Source organism: Priestia sp. YIM B13486 (genome assembly GCF_042787865.1).
GTDB classification, from domain to species: Bacteria; Bacillota; Bacilli; order Bacillales; family Bacillaceae_H; genus Priestia; species Priestia megaterium.
The window spans coordinates 1-16,900 of sequence record NZ_JBHZOZ010000008.1; the positions used below are offsets into that span (position 1 = coordinate 1).

At 37.7% G+C, this 16,900-nt stretch carries 20 protein-coding genes; 6 read left to right on the forward strand and 14 right to left on the reverse strand.

Features of this window, described 5'->3' with window-relative positions; all coding sequences use genetic code 11:
• Nucleotides 1-373 precede the first annotated feature (373 nt).
• Nucleotides 374-1,240, reverse strand: a complete 867-nt coding sequence (locus ACFX4G_RS19645; RefSeq protein WP_013055174.1) for a nucleotidyltransferase-like protein — start codon at nt 1,238-1,240, stop codon at nt 374-376.
• Nucleotides 1,241-1,462: 222 nt separating this feature from the next.
• Between ACFX4G_RS19645 and ACFX4G_RS19650 the strand changes: the two genes are divergently transcribed.
• Nucleotides 1,463-1,822, forward strand: coding sequence for a YgzB family protein (locus ACFX4G_RS19650; protein WP_013055173.1), 360 nt, complete (start codon nt 1,463-1,465; stop codon nt 1,820-1,822).
• A 22-nt stretch (nt 1,823-1,844) separates the two neighbouring features.
• On the opposite strand, the gene perR is transcribed toward ACFX4G_RS19650, so the two are convergent.
• From perR to ACFX4G_RS19680, 6 genes are all read right to left on the reverse strand, one after another.
• Nucleotides 1,845-2,279 (reverse strand): peroxide-responsive transcriptional repressor PerR, encoded by a 435-nt coding sequence (gene perR, locus ACFX4G_RS19655; protein ID WP_013055172.1) that lies wholly within the window; start codon nt 2,277-2,279, stop codon nt 1,845-1,847.
• Nucleotides 2,280-2,533: 254 nt separating this feature from the next.
• Nucleotides 2,534-3,004, reverse strand: a complete 471-nt coding sequence (gene bcp / locus ACFX4G_RS19660; protein WP_043977888.1) for a thioredoxin-dependent thiol peroxidase — start codon at nt 3,002-3,004, stop codon at nt 2,534-2,536.
• A gap of 69 nt (nt 3,005-3,073) precedes the next feature.
• Nucleotides 3,074-3,466, reverse strand: coding sequence for an ion channel (locus ACFX4G_RS19665; protein ID WP_013081554.1), 393 nt, complete (start codon nt 3,464-3,466; stop codon nt 3,074-3,076).
• 93 nt (nt 3,467-3,559) lie between these two features.
• The gene (locus ACFX4G_RS19670) at nt 3,560-4,345 is read right to left on the reverse strand and encodes an ABC transporter permease (RefSeq protein ID WP_013055169.1); all 786 of its coding nucleotides are present in this window, start codon (nt 4,343-4,345) and stop codon (nt 3,560-3,562) included.
• Nucleotides 4,346-4,354: 9 nt separating this feature from the next.
• Nucleotides 4,355-5,146, reverse strand: a complete 792-nt coding sequence (locus tag ACFX4G_RS19675) for an ABC transporter permease (RefSeq protein ID WP_043977886.1) — start codon at nt 5,144-5,146, stop codon at nt 4,355-4,357.
• Nucleotides 5,139-6,152 (reverse strand): ABC transporter ATP-binding protein, encoded by a 1,014-nt coding sequence (locus ACFX4G_RS19680; protein WP_043977883.1) that lies wholly within the window; start codon nt 6,150-6,152, stop codon nt 5,139-5,141. Before ACFX4G_RS19680 ends, ACFX4G_RS19675 begins: the two co-directional genes overlap by 8 nt.
• A gap of 202 nt (nt 6,153-6,354) precedes the next feature.
• Between ACFX4G_RS19680 and ACFX4G_RS19685 the strand changes: the two genes are divergently transcribed.
• Both ACFX4G_RS19685 and ACFX4G_RS19690 read left to right on the forward strand, forming a co-directional pair.
• Nucleotides 6,355-7,653: a glutamate-1-semialdehyde 2,1-aminomutase gene (locus tag ACFX4G_RS19685; RefSeq protein ID WP_114897219.1), complete on the forward strand. Its 1,299-nt coding sequence runs from the start codon at nt 6,355-6,357 to the stop codon at nt 7,651-7,653.
• A 548-nt stretch (nt 7,654-8,201) separates the two neighbouring features.
• Nucleotides 8,202-9,290: an FUSC family protein gene (locus ACFX4G_RS19690; protein WP_013081550.1), complete on the forward strand. Its 1,089-nt coding sequence runs from the start codon at nt 8,202-8,204 to the stop codon at nt 9,288-9,290.
• Between the two features lie 35 nt (nt 9,291-9,325).
• Here ACFX4G_RS19690 and ACFX4G_RS19695 read toward each other — a convergent pair whose 3' ends face one another.
• The 5 genes from ACFX4G_RS19695 to fabL form a co-directional block, all read right to left on the reverse strand.
• Nucleotides 9,326-11,077, reverse strand: coding sequence for an ABC transporter ATP-binding protein (locus tag ACFX4G_RS19695; protein ID WP_016762869.1), 1,752 nt, complete (start codon nt 11,075-11,077; stop codon nt 9,326-9,328).
• A 169-nt stretch (nt 11,078-11,246) separates the two neighbouring features.
• Entirely contained in the window at nt 11,247-11,783 is a 537-nt protein-coding gene (gene ntdP / locus ACFX4G_RS19700) for a nucleoside tri-diphosphate phosphatase (RefSeq protein WP_043977877.1), read from the reverse strand.
• 195 nt (nt 11,784-11,978) lie between these two features.
• Nucleotides 11,979-12,239 (reverse strand): YgaB family protein, encoded by a 261-nt coding sequence (locus ACFX4G_RS19705; protein ID WP_013081548.1) that lies wholly within the window; start codon nt 12,237-12,239, stop codon nt 11,979-11,981.
• A gap of 189 nt (nt 12,240-12,428) precedes the next feature.
• Entirely contained in the window at nt 12,429-12,722 is a 294-nt protein-coding gene (locus ACFX4G_RS19710; protein ID WP_013081547.1) for a gamma-type small acid-soluble spore protein, read from the reverse strand.
• 97 nt (nt 12,723-12,819) lie between these two features.
• Nucleotides 12,820-13,569: an enoyl-[acyl-carrier-protein] reductase FabL gene (gene fabL / locus ACFX4G_RS19715; RefSeq protein ID WP_013055160.1), complete on the reverse strand. Its 750-nt coding sequence runs from the start codon at nt 13,567-13,569 to the stop codon at nt 12,820-12,822.
• Between the two features lie 116 nt (nt 13,570-13,685).
• On the opposite strand from fabL, the gene ACFX4G_RS19720 reads away from it, so the two are divergent.
• Nucleotides 13,686-13,910, forward strand: coding sequence for a hypothetical protein (locus ACFX4G_RS19720; protein WP_014461827.1), 225 nt, complete (start codon nt 13,686-13,688; stop codon nt 13,908-13,910).
• Between the two features lie 34 nt (nt 13,911-13,944).
• Here the strand turns inward: ACFX4G_RS19720 and mutY are convergent, their stop codons facing one another.
• Nucleotides 13,945-15,039, reverse strand: a complete 1,095-nt coding sequence (gene mutY / locus ACFX4G_RS19725; protein WP_377576377.1) for an A/G-specific adenine glycosylase — start codon at nt 15,037-15,039, stop codon at nt 13,945-13,947.
• Nucleotides 15,040-15,278: 239 nt separating this feature from the next.
• On the opposite strand from mutY, the gene ACFX4G_RS19730 reads away from it, so the two are divergent.
• Complete coding sequence (locus ACFX4G_RS19730; protein WP_074682687.1) at nt 15,279-16,259, forward strand: metal-dependent hydrolase; 981 nt, start codon at nt 15,279-15,281, stop codon at nt 16,257-16,259.
• Nucleotides 16,260-16,322: 63 nt separating this feature from the next.
• Here ACFX4G_RS19730 and ACFX4G_RS19735 read toward each other — a convergent pair whose 3' ends face one another.
• Complete coding sequence (locus tag ACFX4G_RS19735) at nt 16,323-16,592, reverse strand: YfhJ family protein (RefSeq protein ID WP_013055156.1); 270 nt, start codon at nt 16,590-16,592, stop codon at nt 16,323-16,325.
• Between the two features lie 135 nt (nt 16,593-16,727).
• Here ACFX4G_RS19735 and ACFX4G_RS19740 point away from each other — a divergent pair, with 135 nt between their 5' ends.
• A complete protein-coding gene (locus ACFX4G_RS19740; RefSeq protein WP_016762865.1) occupies nt 16,728-16,883 on the forward strand; it encodes a small, acid-soluble spore protein K in 156 nt (51 codons plus the stop codon).
• Nucleotides 16,884-16,900: the final 17 nt, after the last annotated feature.

A 16,900-nucleotide genomic window follows, 5' to 3' on the forward strand; every position in this document is an offset into this window, starting at 1 on the left:
TCCTGAGCCAGGATCAAACTCTCCGAAGAAATGTTTGACTTGCTCAATTTAAAAAATAAAAATTAACGTTGACGTTTGTCGCTTTGTTCAGTTTTCAAAGTTCAACCGCCGCTCTTAAGCGACTTTTTAATCTTACCAGTTTATCTCTTTCTTGTCAACAACTTTTTTAAGAAGTTTTTTCAAGTTTTTGATAAATTTAGTATCGCTCATTGGCGACGTATATAAATTTACCACGGATATTTTAAAGCGTCAATAGATTTTTTAAAATAAATCGTGTTTTTTTAGAAAAACCTTTTATCAAGGCTATAAAGTCATATGTCAGGGTATCTACACGTCATAACCGCACCGTATCAGATACCCTTTATCCTCTCTATCATTTCGCCACATAGTGTCTATGGTACAAACTCTTTCCTTTGGTTTCTACTTTTTTTACCATAATGATATCTTTTTCAATTAAAAACTCAAGAAGTATTCCTAAATCAATAGCATAAGGGCGTATTTCGGGATGATGAACCAGTTCATTAAACGTCCATTCCTGCTTTTCGCTTTTCATAATATGAACAAGATGCTTGGCACCTAATTCAGTTTTTTTATTTACTAGAAATTCACTCGCTAAGAAAAGCAGCTCTAAACGCTTGCTAACCTCTTCTTGGCTAATAATTAGCTCTTCGTAAAGACGATGAATTTCAGGTTCTATTTTTTTCACTTGGTTCCACACTGTCACTTCTGGATGAAATCCATTTTCCAACACAGACAGTCGTGCTAAATGATGAAGAGCATGAATGACATGATTGAATGCATCTAAATAATGATTAGACGCATAAAAGTCTTTTCCTTCTTTAAATCGGCGAATCAACTTAGCAAACTCGACACCTATTCTCTTTGTCCGATCTTCTCTAGGAAAATCAATTAAGCGTTTCTTTAAGTTTTCCATATATTCGTTTCGATCAAATAGCACTTTACCATTTAAGATCCAATCAATAATACGGCGGTTCGTCCCATTCATAATCCATTCACTCATTTGCTGTTCAGAAGCCATATAAAGTGCCGCACGCTCATTTTCATATTCGTATTGTTTAATAAAAAGAGAAGTTTCTGTAGTTTTGGTCACAATAAATAAGATAGCATCCAAATTATCCGTCACTGGAGATTCTGATTTCTTTTTTTCAATCAGTAAAATACCTAGTGTGTCTTTATTGCTAGCTCTTTCTTGATATATTGGCCGTAAAACATCTTCCATTTTGAGCTCTCCTAACTGTAATAAACAAATATTTTTCAAAATTTTAAAGGCTATGGACTAAGATTTCTTTTTTTATTATATACGATGTATAACGGATATCCCACTCAGAATTATGGAAATCATTCAGAAAGCTCAAAAACCAACGATAATTTTCCGAAGATTCAATTTTTATCATCATTCATTGTCTCACTCTATGATATATTGGTAACAGGGGGGATACTGATGGGGATAAAGTATTCAAATAAAATTAACAAGATTCGCACGTTTGCACTCAGTCTGATCTTTGTTGGTTTCATTGTTATGTATGGGGGAATTTTCTTTCGGTCTTCAGTCTGGCTAATGACTATTTTTATGCTTTTGGGTTTGCTGTGCATCGTAGCTAGTACCGGCGTTTATTTCTGGATTGGCATGCTTTCTACAAAAGCGGTTCAAGTAACCTGCCCTACATGTCAAAAGCAAACCAAAATGCTAGGGCGCGTAGATATGTGTATGTATTGCAACGAGCCGCTTACGCTTGACCAGTCTCTTGAAGGAAAACAATTCGACGAAAAGTATAATAGAAAAAAACAAAAAGAAAGCTGATAGTATCACTACTATCAGCTTATTAATGCGCTTTTTTAGCCGTACAATCAGGACACGTTCCGTAAATTTCCATTCGGTGGTGACTAATATCAAAGTCAGTAATATGAGCAGCCAGCTTTTCTACTTCGTCTAAACCAGGATAATGAAAATCCACAATTTTTCCGCAGCTTTCGCAAATCACATGGTAATGCTCTGTTGTAACATAATCAAACCGGCTTGATGCATCACCGTATGTTAGTTCCTTTACAATACCTACTTCGCGAAATACTCTTAAATTATTGTAAACGGTCGCTACACTCATATTTGGAAACTTACCTTCCAGCGCTTTATAAATATCATCTGCTGTTGGATGTGTCATTGAATTGATTAAATACTCTAAAATAGCATGACGTTGTGGTGTAATACGAACGCCAGTACCTTTTAACGTTTCAAGGGCTTCTTGTAAATGATTTGACACGTCATGCACCCCTCTTCTGTAAGTATTATTACTTTATAATTCTTATAATTAGTCTACATGTTTTACCCACGTTTTGTCAACTTGATGCCTATTCCTATTTTATGTAACAAGTAGAAATTTTTCATATATTTTATTCAAAAAAAGAAGTGTGGAATTCAATCCACACTTTTAAATATATTAACATCTGAGGAGGTATGCCCTACACTGATATTGTATGTTCAAAGACTAAAACTGCTCTAGTTATCTGCCTGTTTTTATGCCATTTTTTCTTTAATAAATGATAAAGCTTCTTCCACATGCCCTTTCACTCGAACCTTGCGATATTCTTTTACGAGCATTCCTTCTTTATCAATGATAAAAGTGGAGCGTTCAATGCCCATATATTCTTTTCCAAAGTTTTTTTTCAGTGTCCATACTCCATATTCTTCAGCTACGCTGTGATCTTCGTCAGCTAAAAGTAAGAATGGAAGGCCGTGCTTATCAATAAACTTATGGTGTTTGTCGATTGGATCCGGGCTCACTCCTAGAATCACCGCATCTAGCTCTTCAAAATTTTCATGCTGATCTCTGAAATCACAGGCTTCTGTTGTGCAGCCTGGCGTCATATCTTTCGGATAAAAATACAGCACAACGTTTTTGCCTTTCATCGACGCTAGTGATACTTGCTCTCCATTTGTAGACATCAATACAAAATCGGGTGCTTTTTCTCCAACTACAGCTGTCATATTTATCTTCTCCTTTACGCTTTTCATTTTCTTTGAATAGCGTACCCAATATTAGATAAGATGACAAGTTTAAGTACGGGTAACAGTCCGCATCACAAAGATTGCAGGCATAATATAGCCGATAAACGCTTCAAAAGTTGCAAATAATTTCCCAATTCCAACCGGATACATATCTCCGTAGCCTACTGAAAATAACGTCGCTGCGCTGAAATACATACTGTTAAACAGGGTATAGAAATAATGACCTTCATGTTCAAACCCTCCGCTTAATACTGGAATACTCCCCATCTCACATACTGTATAAATAAGGCTAAATCCCAATAAAACTGTAATATATGAATAAAACAAGACAAAGAAATGACCAATTGAGAAAAAATGAAATTCTCCAAGTTCTTTTTCAAAGAGAAACTTCATACTACCAATTACAAAAACAATGATAACGAGGATTAGAAAAATAACCATCATTCTACTCCTTTAATTTATACTCTTACTACCACTATACGCGCGTTCTTGTCCATTCATTACTACTCCGAAGCCACGAAAAAGAGCAGGCATTTAATTGCCTGCTCCTCTGTATTTTTTGACCCCTGTATTCCATAAGAAAATAGAGATTACAAAAAAGACGATTCCCATAACTGGGGTTAAAAATGCATATCCATACCATTCTGATCTTCCTAAGAAATAAGCAGCTGGATATACGCCTACAAATGCAAAAGGAAGAATCCACGTTAAAACATATCGGATGACATTATTATAAATATCTACAGGATACCTTCCGTAGTTTCCAATATTATAAATAGTAGGCATAATAGAGGTTCTGGCATCCGACCAGAAGCCTATGCTTGCTAAGGCGATGAAAATTCCTGCGTATACAAGCGCTCCTCCTAAAATAAATAATAGAAAAATAAAAACATCATACCACTGGAAATGAAGATGTAAAGAAGAAGCAGCGTAAGCCATTACTGCAATCCCTGTGATACCACCAAACAATGATTCTAGTTCCATTCGCTCTAAAATAACTTGAAACAAACTGTGAATCGGCCTTGTTAAAATTCGATCCATTTCTCCTTTAACAATGTACCGCTCGTTGAAATCCCAAATGTTAAAGAAAGACGAAAAAATAGCAAAAGGGACCAAAAAGAAACCATAAATAAAGATAATTTCCTCTCGTGACCATCCGTGCAGCGACTGAGTATGTCCAAATACGACTAAAATAAAAATCAAATTAACTGTTTGAAACAATAAGTCTGAAATGATTTCAACTACCATGTCGGTGCGGTACTGAAGCCTTGTTTTCATATATTGACTAATGTACTGAAAGAAAATCGAAAAATAAAACATTTTCATAGACTACCCTCCTTGAATAACCATTTTTTTCTTCGCTATGTTCCACAAACATGCAATAGGGATAAATAGAAGTCCTGACCAAACTGCTTGTGTAATAAGAGCATTTATTACTTCCTGCCCTTTAAATCCATTTGTGAAAATCATGCTCGGAATATAACTAATGGCTTGAAAAGGGAAATAGCTCATAATATGTTGCGCCCAGAAAGGATAGAAGCTGATGGGCAGAAGAAGTCCTGAAAACAAATCAATAACAACGCGCTTCGCTCGAATGAGTCCATCATTGTTAAAGAGAAAGAAAGTCGTAATACCCGTTAATAAATTAATTTGTGTATTAATAATGAAACTAAAAATTAAAGACAGTCCAAAATAAAGCCATGTTGCTGCATTTGCTGAGAACTGTACTGGAAATAAAAACGCGACAATAATCATGCCGGGCACTGAGAAAAACAGCAGCCGAAAAATCCCTTCTCCCAGTCCTTGCATTGTTTTCATACCAAGGTAGCTATAAGGCTTAATTAACTCTACTGCCACTTTGCCATCTTTAATTTCCATTGCCATTTCACGGTCAATGTTATTAAAATAAAAGGCTCTTGCCATCCATGAAACGGCTACATACGTTGTCATTTGGGTAATGGATAACCCTTGAATATTCTCTTTTCCTCCATAAATAGCGGACCATAAAAAGTAGTAAGCACCAATATTAATCGCATAAATCAATATTCCGCTGTAATAATTCGTCCGATACGCTAGCATCATTAAAAAGCGAATGCGTATCATCTCTATATATTTATCCATTCACAACACCTTCTTCATAAATGTTGCGGATAATTTCTTCCGTTGAAATTTCTTCAATGTTAATATCACTGATTTCATGCTTTGCCACCACTTTAGCAATCAGCTGTGACATCAAGTCCCCTTTATTTTGAAGCTGCGCTGTCCACAAATATTTTTGATCACCTTCAATCCAGTTAACAGGCATCCCTTGCGTCAATAGCTTCAACTGCTCGTTATTTGGCGCGGTTCCAAATTCAAACGTAACTTGTTTAAGGTCTCCCCAATTCGAACGCAGCTTTTGCAGCGATCCGTCATAAATAATACTGCCTTCATCCAGCATTACAACGCGTTCACATAAAGCTTCAATATCTGCTAAATCATGTGTCGTAAGCAAAATCGTCGTATTATATTTTTCATTAATTTCTTTTAAAAATTGGCGGATTTTTAATTTAACTAGTACATCTAAACCAATCGTCGGTTCATCTAAAAATAGAAGCGGCGGATTATGAATAAGAGCAGCAGCCAGCTCACAGCGCATTCTTTGACCTAGAGAAAGCTTTCGCACCGGCTTATCTAGCAGCGGTCCAATATCTAACGTTTGAATAACGTGCTCCATATGAGCGTTATAATCTTCATCTGACACTTTGTATACTTTTTTTAACAGGCGAAAAGATTCTTGTACGGCAATATCCCACCATAGCTGAGAGCGTTGACCAAAAACAACACCAATCGTTTGGGCAAACTTTTCTCTTTCCTTATGAGGATTCATTCCATTTACGGTAATGTCGCCTGAAGTAGGAGTTAAGATTCCTGTCAGCATTTTGATTGTGGTCGATTTCCCCGCTCCGTTTTCTCCTATATACCCTACCATTTCCCCTTGTTTTACGGTAAACGATATATCGTTCACAGCTTTCATGACTCTATAATTACGGGTAAATAGATCCCGGAATGCCCCTTTAAGGCCAGAGCGGCTAGAATAGGCTTTAAATTCTTTCCGAAGTTGATTCACCTCAATAGCATTTTTCATTGTATTCCCTCCGTTACGTCGACGTATTAGTGGTTTCTTTTATTGTTTCCGGCGCCCTTGCTAGCAACTCCTCCAAGAGACGAGGAACTATTTTCTAGCAGTTAGCTCACAAATTTCTATCATACACGTTCTCGAATGTTTTTCAAGAAACAAATAAGTTTGATAGAATAGAGAAGTTGAACTTTTCATTAGGAGGCATACTATGCAATTTACAAAATCAGAACAATTACACGCTGAAGCGCTCGAGCATATTGTAGGCGGCGTTAACAGCCCTTCACGTTCATATAAAGCCGTAGGAGGCGGAGCGCCTATTGCAATGGAGAAGGCAAACGGAGCTTATTTCTGGGACGTTGATGGAAATAAATATATTGACTATTTAGCAGCTTACGGTCCTATTATTACGGGACACGCTCATCCTCATATCACGAAAGCTATTACAAAAGCAGCTGAAACGGGTGTTCTTTACGGTACGCCAACTGCTCATGAAGTCACATTTGCTAAAATGCTCAAAGAAGCGATGCCCGCATTGGATAAAGTGCGCTTCGTCAACTCTGGGACAGAAGCCGTTATGACAACGATCCGTGTAGCACGCGCTTATACTGGACGCGATAAAATTATTAAATTTGCAGGTTGCTACCACGGCCATTCTGACCTTGTATTAGTAGCAGCTGGATCTGGTCCTTCTACACTCGGCACTCCTGACTCTGCTGGTGTACCAAAAAGTATCGCTAACGAAGTCATCACAGTTCCTTTTAACGACATTGAGCCTTACAAGGAAGCATTAGAAAAATGGGGCGATCAGATTGCAGCTGTTTTAGTAGAACCAATCGTTGGAAACTTCGGAATTGTTGAGCCGGAACCTGGCTTTTTAGAACAAGTTAATGAATTAACTCACGAAGCTGGAGCACTTGTTATTTACGATGAAGTTATTACAGCGTTTCGCTTTATGTACGGTGGAGCTCAAGATTTACTTGGTGTAAAACCTGATCTCACTGCATTTGGAAAAATCATCGGCGGTGGCCTTCCAATCGGAGCTTACGGCGGTAAAAAAGAAATCATGGAAAAAGTGGCGCCGCTTGGACCCGCTTATCAAGCAGGTACAATGGCAGGAAACCCCGCTTCTATTCTTTCTGGGATTGCTTGCCTAGAAGTACTAAAGCAAGAAGGTGTTTATGAACAGTTGGATAAGCTAGGGGCGATGCTCGAAGAAGGTATTTTAAAACATGCTCGTACATATAACATGCCGATCACTATCAATCGATTGAAAGGCGCTCTTACTCTCTACTTTACAACAGAAACGGTCAAAAACTATGAACAAGCAGAAAATACAGACGGCGAATTATTTGCACGCTTCTTTAAACTAATGCTCCACCAAGGTGTCAACTTAGCTCCTTCGAAATATGAAGCATGGTTCCTTACTACAGCTCATACAGAACAAGATATTACCGACACGTTAGAAGCAGTCGAAAAAGCATTTAAACAATTAAGTGAAGAACGCTAATTCTTATTCTAAAGAGGCTGAGATAAAAGGATTTTAGACGAAGTGAAAAACGAACCATTGATCAAGATGTTTGATTAGTGGTTCGTTTTTTTGTTAGGGTAAACGCAGGTTTCGTGTGTATAGGTCTTTCTAGCAGTTGATTGAAGGGCAAGTCGAAGACTGCTGCGGAAATCAACTGCTGTGTCACAAGCGGTTCAGCTCATGTATCTCATTTGTTCGTCTTTAGATTGGATTTATTTCGTTATGTCTCGACCTCTTTTTCGTTTTACCTTCGGGTTTTCTTATAGAACATTCCCACCTTTCATAACCATTTCTTACGCGTCATCTCCTTTTTGTCAGCCTGTCGAAAAATCCCGAGAAATACCCTTATTTTTCTGCTTGTTTTCTCTTGATATCCATTCTTAAACCTTGTATAGTATGTTATTGTTTATATTATTTCCAACAGGTTATGTAATAAAGAAGGATTGATTTTTGCAATTTATCATTTGTTTTGGGGAACATTCTTCATAACGAAAAAACTTTTTTACAGAAAGGAACTACGAACGCACATGAAACTTGGTGCCCGCATCTTAAAAACGGGAATTGCCATTACACTTTCATTGTTATTAGGTGAATTTCTAAGTTTACCATCTCCAATATTTGCGGCAATTGCGGCAGTTTTTGCAATTCAACCGTCTATTTACAGATCTTATTTAACAATATTGGAGCAAATACAGGCGAATGTGATTGGAGCTGCTTCTGCAGTTTGTTTTGGACTTATTTTTGGTACCCATCCCATCATTATTGGTTTTACCGCTGTTGTTGTCATTGCAGTCAACTTAAAATTACGTATTAATAATACAATTGGGCTTGCGCTTGTGACAGTAATTGCAATCATGGAAAATCCAGGAGATAATTTCGTTGAATATGCACTTATACGCTTTGGTACAGTGTTACTTGGGGTATTCTCAGCATTTATTGTCAATCTTATTTTTATTCCGCCAAAGTATGAAACAAGATTGTATTATAAAATTGTAAGCACAACGGAAGAAATTATTAAATGGATTCGCATGAATCTTTATCACGCATCTGAGCACACATTGTTAAAAGAAGACATTGAAAAAATGAAAGACAATGTGGCTAAAATGAATCAAATCTTTGATTTTTACAAAGAAGAACGCACTTATTCAACCAAAAAACGTTTTGTTAAGTCACGCAAGCTCGTTTTATTTCGTCAAATGATTACCGTAACAACACGAGCTCTTACAACCTTGAAACTACTTCACCGAGTGGAAAATGATCTTCAAGTCATGCCGCAGCAATTTCAAGATTTAATCAAATCTGAAGTTGAGTGCCTGTTAATGTATCATGAGCAAGTATTATTAAAATTCATTGGGAAATTACGCGTACAGCCAACCACTACTGTACCAAACGAAGCCTGCGTTGGAAAACGAGCTTTAATCGATAAATTTATGCAGTACAAAATATACGATAATGATGAAGAGAATAAGGTTATTTATCATATCTTCCCTTTAATTTCTGTCATCATTGAGTATAGTGAAGAGTTAGAGCATCTTGATAAGCTGATTGATACGTTCCAAAACTATCACAAGGATGCTAACTCATTTGATATTAATCATCAGCGACAAGAAGATTAAAAACACCACCTATTGTTAGACAATAGGTGGTGTTTTTAAATTGTATCAAGCTGCTGAACGTTAAAGAGCTGATAGTAATGACCTTTTTTCTTAATTAACTCCTCATGAGAACCTCGTTCGACTACCCTTCCATTTTCTAAAAGTACAATTTCATCAACATGAGTAATTGTAGATAAACGATGGGCTACAATGAAAGTCGTACGGTCTTTTGCTAGTTCAGCTAATGCTTCTTGAATATAGTGCTCACTTTCCAAATCTAGAGCTGAAGTGGCTTCATCAAAAATAAGAATAGCTGGATTTTTTAAAAATACGCGCGAAATGGAAATACGCTGCTTCTGTCCCCCTGATAGCTTCATTCCCCGCTCTCCCACTTTTGTATCATATCCTTCGGGCAAATTCATAATAAAATCGTGGGCATTTGCGGCCTTTGCCGCAGCAATTACTTCTTCATCTGTCGCTCCTGGCTTTCCAAGCAGTATATTGTTTTTAACCGTGTCACTAAACAACACCGTATCCTGCAGAACGATTCCAATCTTATCTCGCAGGCTGCGTACTTTATAGGTTTTGATATCAATGTCATCAATGAGAATTTTACCCTCTGTCACATCATAAAAGCGCGGAATTAAGCTGATAAGCGTGGATTTCCCTCCTCCGCTCATTCCAACAAACGCAACGGATTTTCCTTTTTCTACATCTAAATTAATATCATGAATCACAGGTTTTTCTTCTTCTTCATAAGCAAATGAAACGTGCTCAAACTGCACCTTTCCATGAAGCTCAGTACATTCTTTTGCATCTTTCTTGTCTGTAATATCGTATTCTTCATCAATGAACTCAAACACCCGGTCCATAGATGCAACAGACTGCGTGAGCGTAGTCGATGAATTGACCAAGCGGCGAAGCGGATTATACAAGCGGTCAATATAGGCCACAAATGCTACCATCGTTCCTACGCTAAGACTTTCTGTGATGACTTGATATCCAGCAAATGTAATCACGATTAAAGGTGCCAAATCGGTAATGGTATTCACTACTGCAAATGTTTTTGCATTCCAATTCGTATGATTGATTGCTTTTTGTAGAAAATTTGAATTTTGCTTATCAAATTGCTTCTGTTCATGAGGCTCAATAGCAAAGCTGCGAATAACAGAGATCCCTTGAACCCTTTCATGTAAATGCCCCTGCACTTCCGCTAAAGCCTGCGAACGGACTCTTGTTAAATGGCGAAGACGACTGTAAAAATATTTTACAGAGAACGCATAAACCGGCAGCAAAATAATCGACACCAGTGTTAAAGGTACATTCATCGTAAACATAATCACAATGGCTATTACAATCGTCATCATATCAAGCCATACGTTCATTAAACCTGTGATAACAAAGTTTTTTGTTTGCTCTACATCATTAATGACTCGTGAAATCACTTCACCCGCTCGCGTATTTGCATAATAACGTAAGCTAAGCTTTTGAATATGGCTAAACAGCTGATCCCGTATATCATATAGTACTTTGCTCGATACCCACTGAGCATAATACTGCCTGTAATATTCAATGGGAGGTCTTAACACTAAAAATACAACAAACGAAATCCCCATAATCGTCACCATTTTATGAACTTTTTCAGAGGAGGACATGCCATGTCCATTTACGATATCGTCCAAAACATATTTCAAAAGCAGCGGAATCAATAAAGGAATAGCAAATTTAATAATACCAATTAATACAGTGCCGACAATTTGCCATTTGTATGGCTGTACAAACTTCATGTAGCGTCTTATACTTCCCATAAAATCTCCCCTTTCTATCTATGAGGGCAAGCTTTCTTAGTATATGTACACGCGTCGATTTTTTAGTGCTTTTATCTCTTCTAAAAGATGGTGAGCATAACGCCAAAAAGAACATTATATCAAACAGTCAGCTTTAGACGGCCTAACATAATGTTCTCTAAATCATTCATCAAGAATGCCGATATGTTAAAAAACGCTCATACCAAATGTCAATGAAATCTGGAGCAAACGGGCCTTTTCGCTGTCGAATCCAACCTTTTAACTCCTCGACGTGATTATGTAAAATACGGTCAATCACTTCTGGATAATTCATTTCTTTTCGATGCTTCTCATATTCATCTTCATCAAGAAGGGAGTATGTCATATCTGGATAGACTTTGATATCTAAATCATAATCAATATATTTGAGCGCTTCATTGTCATCATAAATGAACGGCGAACTGATATTGCAGTAATAATAGATTCCATCTTCACGGATCATACCAATGACGTTAAACCACTGCTGAGCATGAAAATAACAAATTGCAGGCTCTCTTGTGACCCATGTTCGTCCATCTGATTCTGTAACGACCGTACGATCATTTCCTCCAATCACTAAGTTATTGGTTGCTTTTAATACGGTTGTCCGATCCCATACGCGATGAATATGTCCATTATGCTTGTAGCTGTGTATTTGAATTGTTTCTCCTTCCACCGGAATTCCCATCTCCAATACCTACTTTCATTTTAGCACTTAAAAAAATTCATATAACGTCTCCATTTGTCTTATGTTTATTATAACGGTTTCTCTCTCATTTTAACACAAATGTGCTAACCTTCTTGAGTTCAAAAAAGTCACTCCCCCTACTTTTCCTTTGCTTGGCAGCCTTAAAAAAGAGAGGAAGTGACACCTCAATGTTCATTAAGCAAGTGTAGAGCAAGCCCCTTCACTTTTATATGTACGAATAATATCTTCGGTTTGTGCTTCAAACGTCAATTGAATCTCTTTTAATTTTAGTTTCATTTCACTAATTTCATCTTGCACAGAATGAAGTTTTGCTTCTTCATGAAGTTTTATTAGTTCACCTTCGATTTCCTGACAGCGCTCAATCTCAGACTGCAAAAACAGAAGTTGATCCATGGTCTCCAATTGTTGAGTCACTAGCTGATCAAATTTTTTCATACGATAGCTCCTCCCTATTTGCTTTAACCATACACGCGGCACTTCTGTTAACATTCTGTTTAGGTGAGACAGATTCCTTTGACGAGTTGTGTAAAGTTTCAAGAAGTTTTGTCATACTTTGTTGCTTTTTATATAAGAAAAAGCGAACTTAACATCGCCGTATGAAAGACGTTAAGTTCGCTTTTGGTATTAACCTTGGTATTTACCAGAGTTTTGGTTTTTCTTTGCTTCAGCTTGTGCGTTTTGTTGTCTCACTTCTTGAGCACTTGTTTCGCTAGCAAATTCAGTACCGAAGTTGTTTTTAGATGCTTGAGCATTTTGGCTTTTGTTTGCCGCTGCTTGAGCATTTTGTTGTTTCACTTCTTGTACATTTGTTTCGCTACCAAATTCAGTACCGAAGTTGTTTTTAGATGCTTGAGCATTTTGTTGTTTCACGTGTTGTGTGCTTGTACCAGATGCTGTTTTGTTTGTTTGTTTTGCCATTGTAATCACCTCCACGAAAATTAATATGCCCGGGAGGTAAATAGGGTATGCAAACTTTTTTCAATATTTTAAGGCGTGAGCACAAAACACATTTACCTTACATTAAAAGTGAACGCCCTCCGTCAATAATAAGCGTTTGACCGCAAATCATATTTGCTTGATCGGACACTAAGAACATAACTGCATCTACCATGTCTTTTGGCTCCACCATACGACCAGCTGGAGTATGCTTGCGTGCATCATCTAGAAGCTCATCGCGATTTGGGAAATGTTTTAATGCCTCTGTATCCACAGCCCCTCCAGATACAGCATTTACCACAATATTCTTTGGAGCCAGCTCCACTGCTAAATAGCGGGTCAACGCTTCTACAGCAGCTTTTGACACGCCTACTGTTGTATAATTTTCTAAGTAGCGAATAGACCCAAGCGAACTGATGGTAACAATCTTTCCTCCGCCTACTTTTTCCATACGTTTAGCCGCTTCTTGTGCACAGAATAAATATCCTTTGCTGTTAATATCCATTGTCCAGTTCCAGTGAGTTTCTTCCAATTCCATAATAGGACGTAGAACTCCTGACGCTGCATTACTTACAAATACGTCTAAGCGACCGAATACTTCATCAATTTGCTCAAACATTTCTTTAATTTTTTCTACTTTTCCTACGTTTGCTTTAACAACTAATGCTTCTCTGCCTAGTGCTTTGATTTCTTCTGCTACTTCCTGCGCTGCACTTTTGCTTCGTGCATAGTTTAATACAATATCGTATCCTTCTTTAGCCAGACGTAAGGCAATTTCTTTACCAATACCTCTGCTGCTTCCCGTAACTAGTGCTACCTTTTGTGACATGATGTCATCTCCCTTATGTATCGTATTATCTTTACATTGTACTGATTTTATCGCATAAGAAACAAGTAATATAGGGAAAATAGATAAAACTTGATGAAATGAACGAGGTGAATAGAATGTATGTAGGTAGAGACATGACGGCTCTTTCAATGATTTCTAAAAGCGAGTGGAAAGACAGCGAGCTTGCGTTTTTTCATCACTCTTTACAGCAAATGACGCCGTATTTAAATGCTGAAGGACAAAGTATTCATCAGCAAATTATTAAAGAAATTGAAGCACGGGGCGGGCTACAGCGCCACGAAGCAGATTACACACACGGCACGCATGTATCATATGATTAAATAAAAAGAAGCGCGGAGTTTATCCACGCTTCTTTTATTTAACAAGTAAATATTCTTTTAAGATTTTTTGATGGGAAACAGGAAATGCATATTGTTCTAAATCTTTTTCAGAAACCACTTTCAAATTTTTTAATGCACTGATATCACTTGCAAGCTCTGCTTCATATACTGTGATGTTCCAGACGATATGAGAAAACACGTGCTGAATTGTGGTAAACGGCGCATGAATTTTAATATCGGCTCCGTACTCATTTTGAATAAATGCCTGAAGCTGCTGATGATCTGGCGCTATACTAAGATCGACTTCTATAGTTGGAAATTCCCATAGGTTAGCTAAAAGTCCTTTGCTTGGACGTTTATGAATCAGATAATTTCCGTCCTCGTCTCTAATCACCGCTGCAGCAAGCTGAAGAGCACGCGGCGCTTTTTTCTTTGATTTGACAGGAAGCTCATTCTGCACTCCTTCTGCAAACGCGCGGCAGTGTTCGCGAACTGGACATAACAAACAGGAAGGAGAAGTTGGCGTACAGACAATGGCACCAAGTTCCATCATGCCTTGATTGAAATAGGAAGGATTATCTTTTGAAATAATTTCATGCACAATATCTTCAAACAGCTTTCTTGTTTTCGGTTTTGCAATATCATCCCAAACGGATAAAATGCGCGATAGCACACGCATGACATTTCCATCTACAGCAGGCTGCGGCACTCCGTATGCAATACTTAAAATGGCTCCTGTTGTATAAGGGCCTACTCCTTTTAGTTTAGAGATTTCTGCTGGCGTATTTGGAACTTCTCCCCCGTATTGTTCGTGAACTTCTCGAACGGCGGTTTGTAAATTACGGGCACGGGAATAATAGCCTAATCCTTCCCACGCTTTTAACACATCATCTTCATTCGCATAAGCTAAATCTTTAATAGTGGGAAATTTGCTAATAAAATTATTAAAATACGGAATGACCGTATCTACTCTCGTTTGTTGAAGCATAATTTCAGATACCCACACTTTATAAGGGTCCTGATCTTGACGCCAAGGTAGAATGCGCTGTTCCTGCTCAAACCAAGAGATTAAGTCATCTTGAAATGCTCGAATATCGAAATTTTGTACAATATCTTTACTTTGTTTCACGTCATAGCCTCCGAGGTATTAACTATACATATACAATGTGTTGCTTTTTGAATCTTAGTAACTTTATGATAACCTTATAACAACTACAAATATGAATAGTAAAATGAATTGTTCAAATAATGAATAAAAACAGCTAATTTGCTGCGTTAGTAATAAAGCGAGATTTTTCGCCCTAAATCCAGCTTCCATGCTGAATTAGGATAATCTAAGATTGTCATTTTACAAAGGAGGAGTTCGCTCTGGATACTGGTACACACATTGCAATGGGAATCGCTTTAGGCGGCCTTGCAACATTAGACCCCACTGTATCTGCGAATACAGCCACAATGGATGCTGTAATGATTGGCGTAATGGCCGGGTCATTAGCACCTGATTTAGACACTGTTTTAAAGTTGCGAAACAATGCACAGTATATCCGCAATCACCGTGGAATTACACATTCTATTCCGGCTGTTATTTTATGGCCTTTGCTTATCGTGCTCATTCTTTCGCTTCTGCTGCCAGGAGCTAACTTGCTGCATCTCTGGATGTGGACCTTTGCAGGCGTCATTATTCACGTTTTTGTTGATATCTTTAACGCTTATGGCACGCAAGCTTTACGGCCTTTCACAAATAAATGGATTGCGCTTGGCGTAATCAACACGTTTGATTACGTGATTTTCTCAGCTCACGTACTTGCGATTTTAATCTGGTTTATTGGAGCAGAACCAGGACCAACATTTATTACGCTGTATGTGTTATTGGCATTTTACTATGGATTGCGCTTTTATATGCGCCACCAAATTGCCAAGAAGCTTCGAAAACAGTTTCCTGATGTTATCAAGCTCAATATCTCTCCTACGCTGCGTTTCACTCACTGGCACTTAGCTGTGACGACCGAAAAGTATTTTCATGTAGGAAGAGCAATTGGAGAAGAAATTTTTATTTATGATACGTTTGATAAAGTTCCAATTCCCGAATCAGCCGTAATTGAAGTAGCGAAAAAAGATGAAAATTTATCTGCTTTTCTTTCATTTTCACCTATTTATAGATGGGAACTGGATGAATATAACGACCACATTGAAGTGCGCTTTATTGATTTACGCTACCGCAGCAAGGACTACTATCCATTTGTAGCCGTAGTTCAGCTTGATTACGATTTAAATATCATTTGTTCGTACACAGGTTGGATTTTCAGTGAGAAAAAATTGCGTAAAAAGCTTGATTATCTCCCGCACTAATCATAACAAGAACAAATATGAAACCCAAAAACGAACCGTCTGCTCAAGACGGTTCGTTTTTATTTAATGTTTTAAATAGTCATCGTTATTTAATAAATGCTGATATTTAGGGTTTTTAACCGCGATTTCATGAAGTTTGTCTCCGTAGCTGTTGATATACATCGTAACAACCTTTTCCGTCGCTTCTTTACCTTTATAATCATATCCGGCTTTTGCGTAAGATGACTCAAAATCTTCCCAGAAAAGCTCGACCCACGTGCGTGCTTGAGCATATGAGAGCGAACTGTTTTTATTTAAGAGCTGATTCGTTAATCTTTCAAATATATCGTTCATAAGAACACCTCGATTACCAAAATTCTTTATGAGTATGTTTGCACTTTTAACTTACACTATAAATGTGGAGTTATTCACTCCCTCATGTACTATATCATAACCGCAACGCTTTCTGTTGTAAAAGGAGAGGTATCGATGCGCAATAAAGCAAAAGATTTTACAAACCAACATCATACTAAGCTTGAAGGCGAACCTCGAGCAAAAGCTGAGTACGCTTCAAAACGTGCAAATGGAACTATTAACACGCATCCTCAAGAACGTATGCATGCTTCTAATGAGCGCGAAGAATAACCGCTTGCTTTACGTTT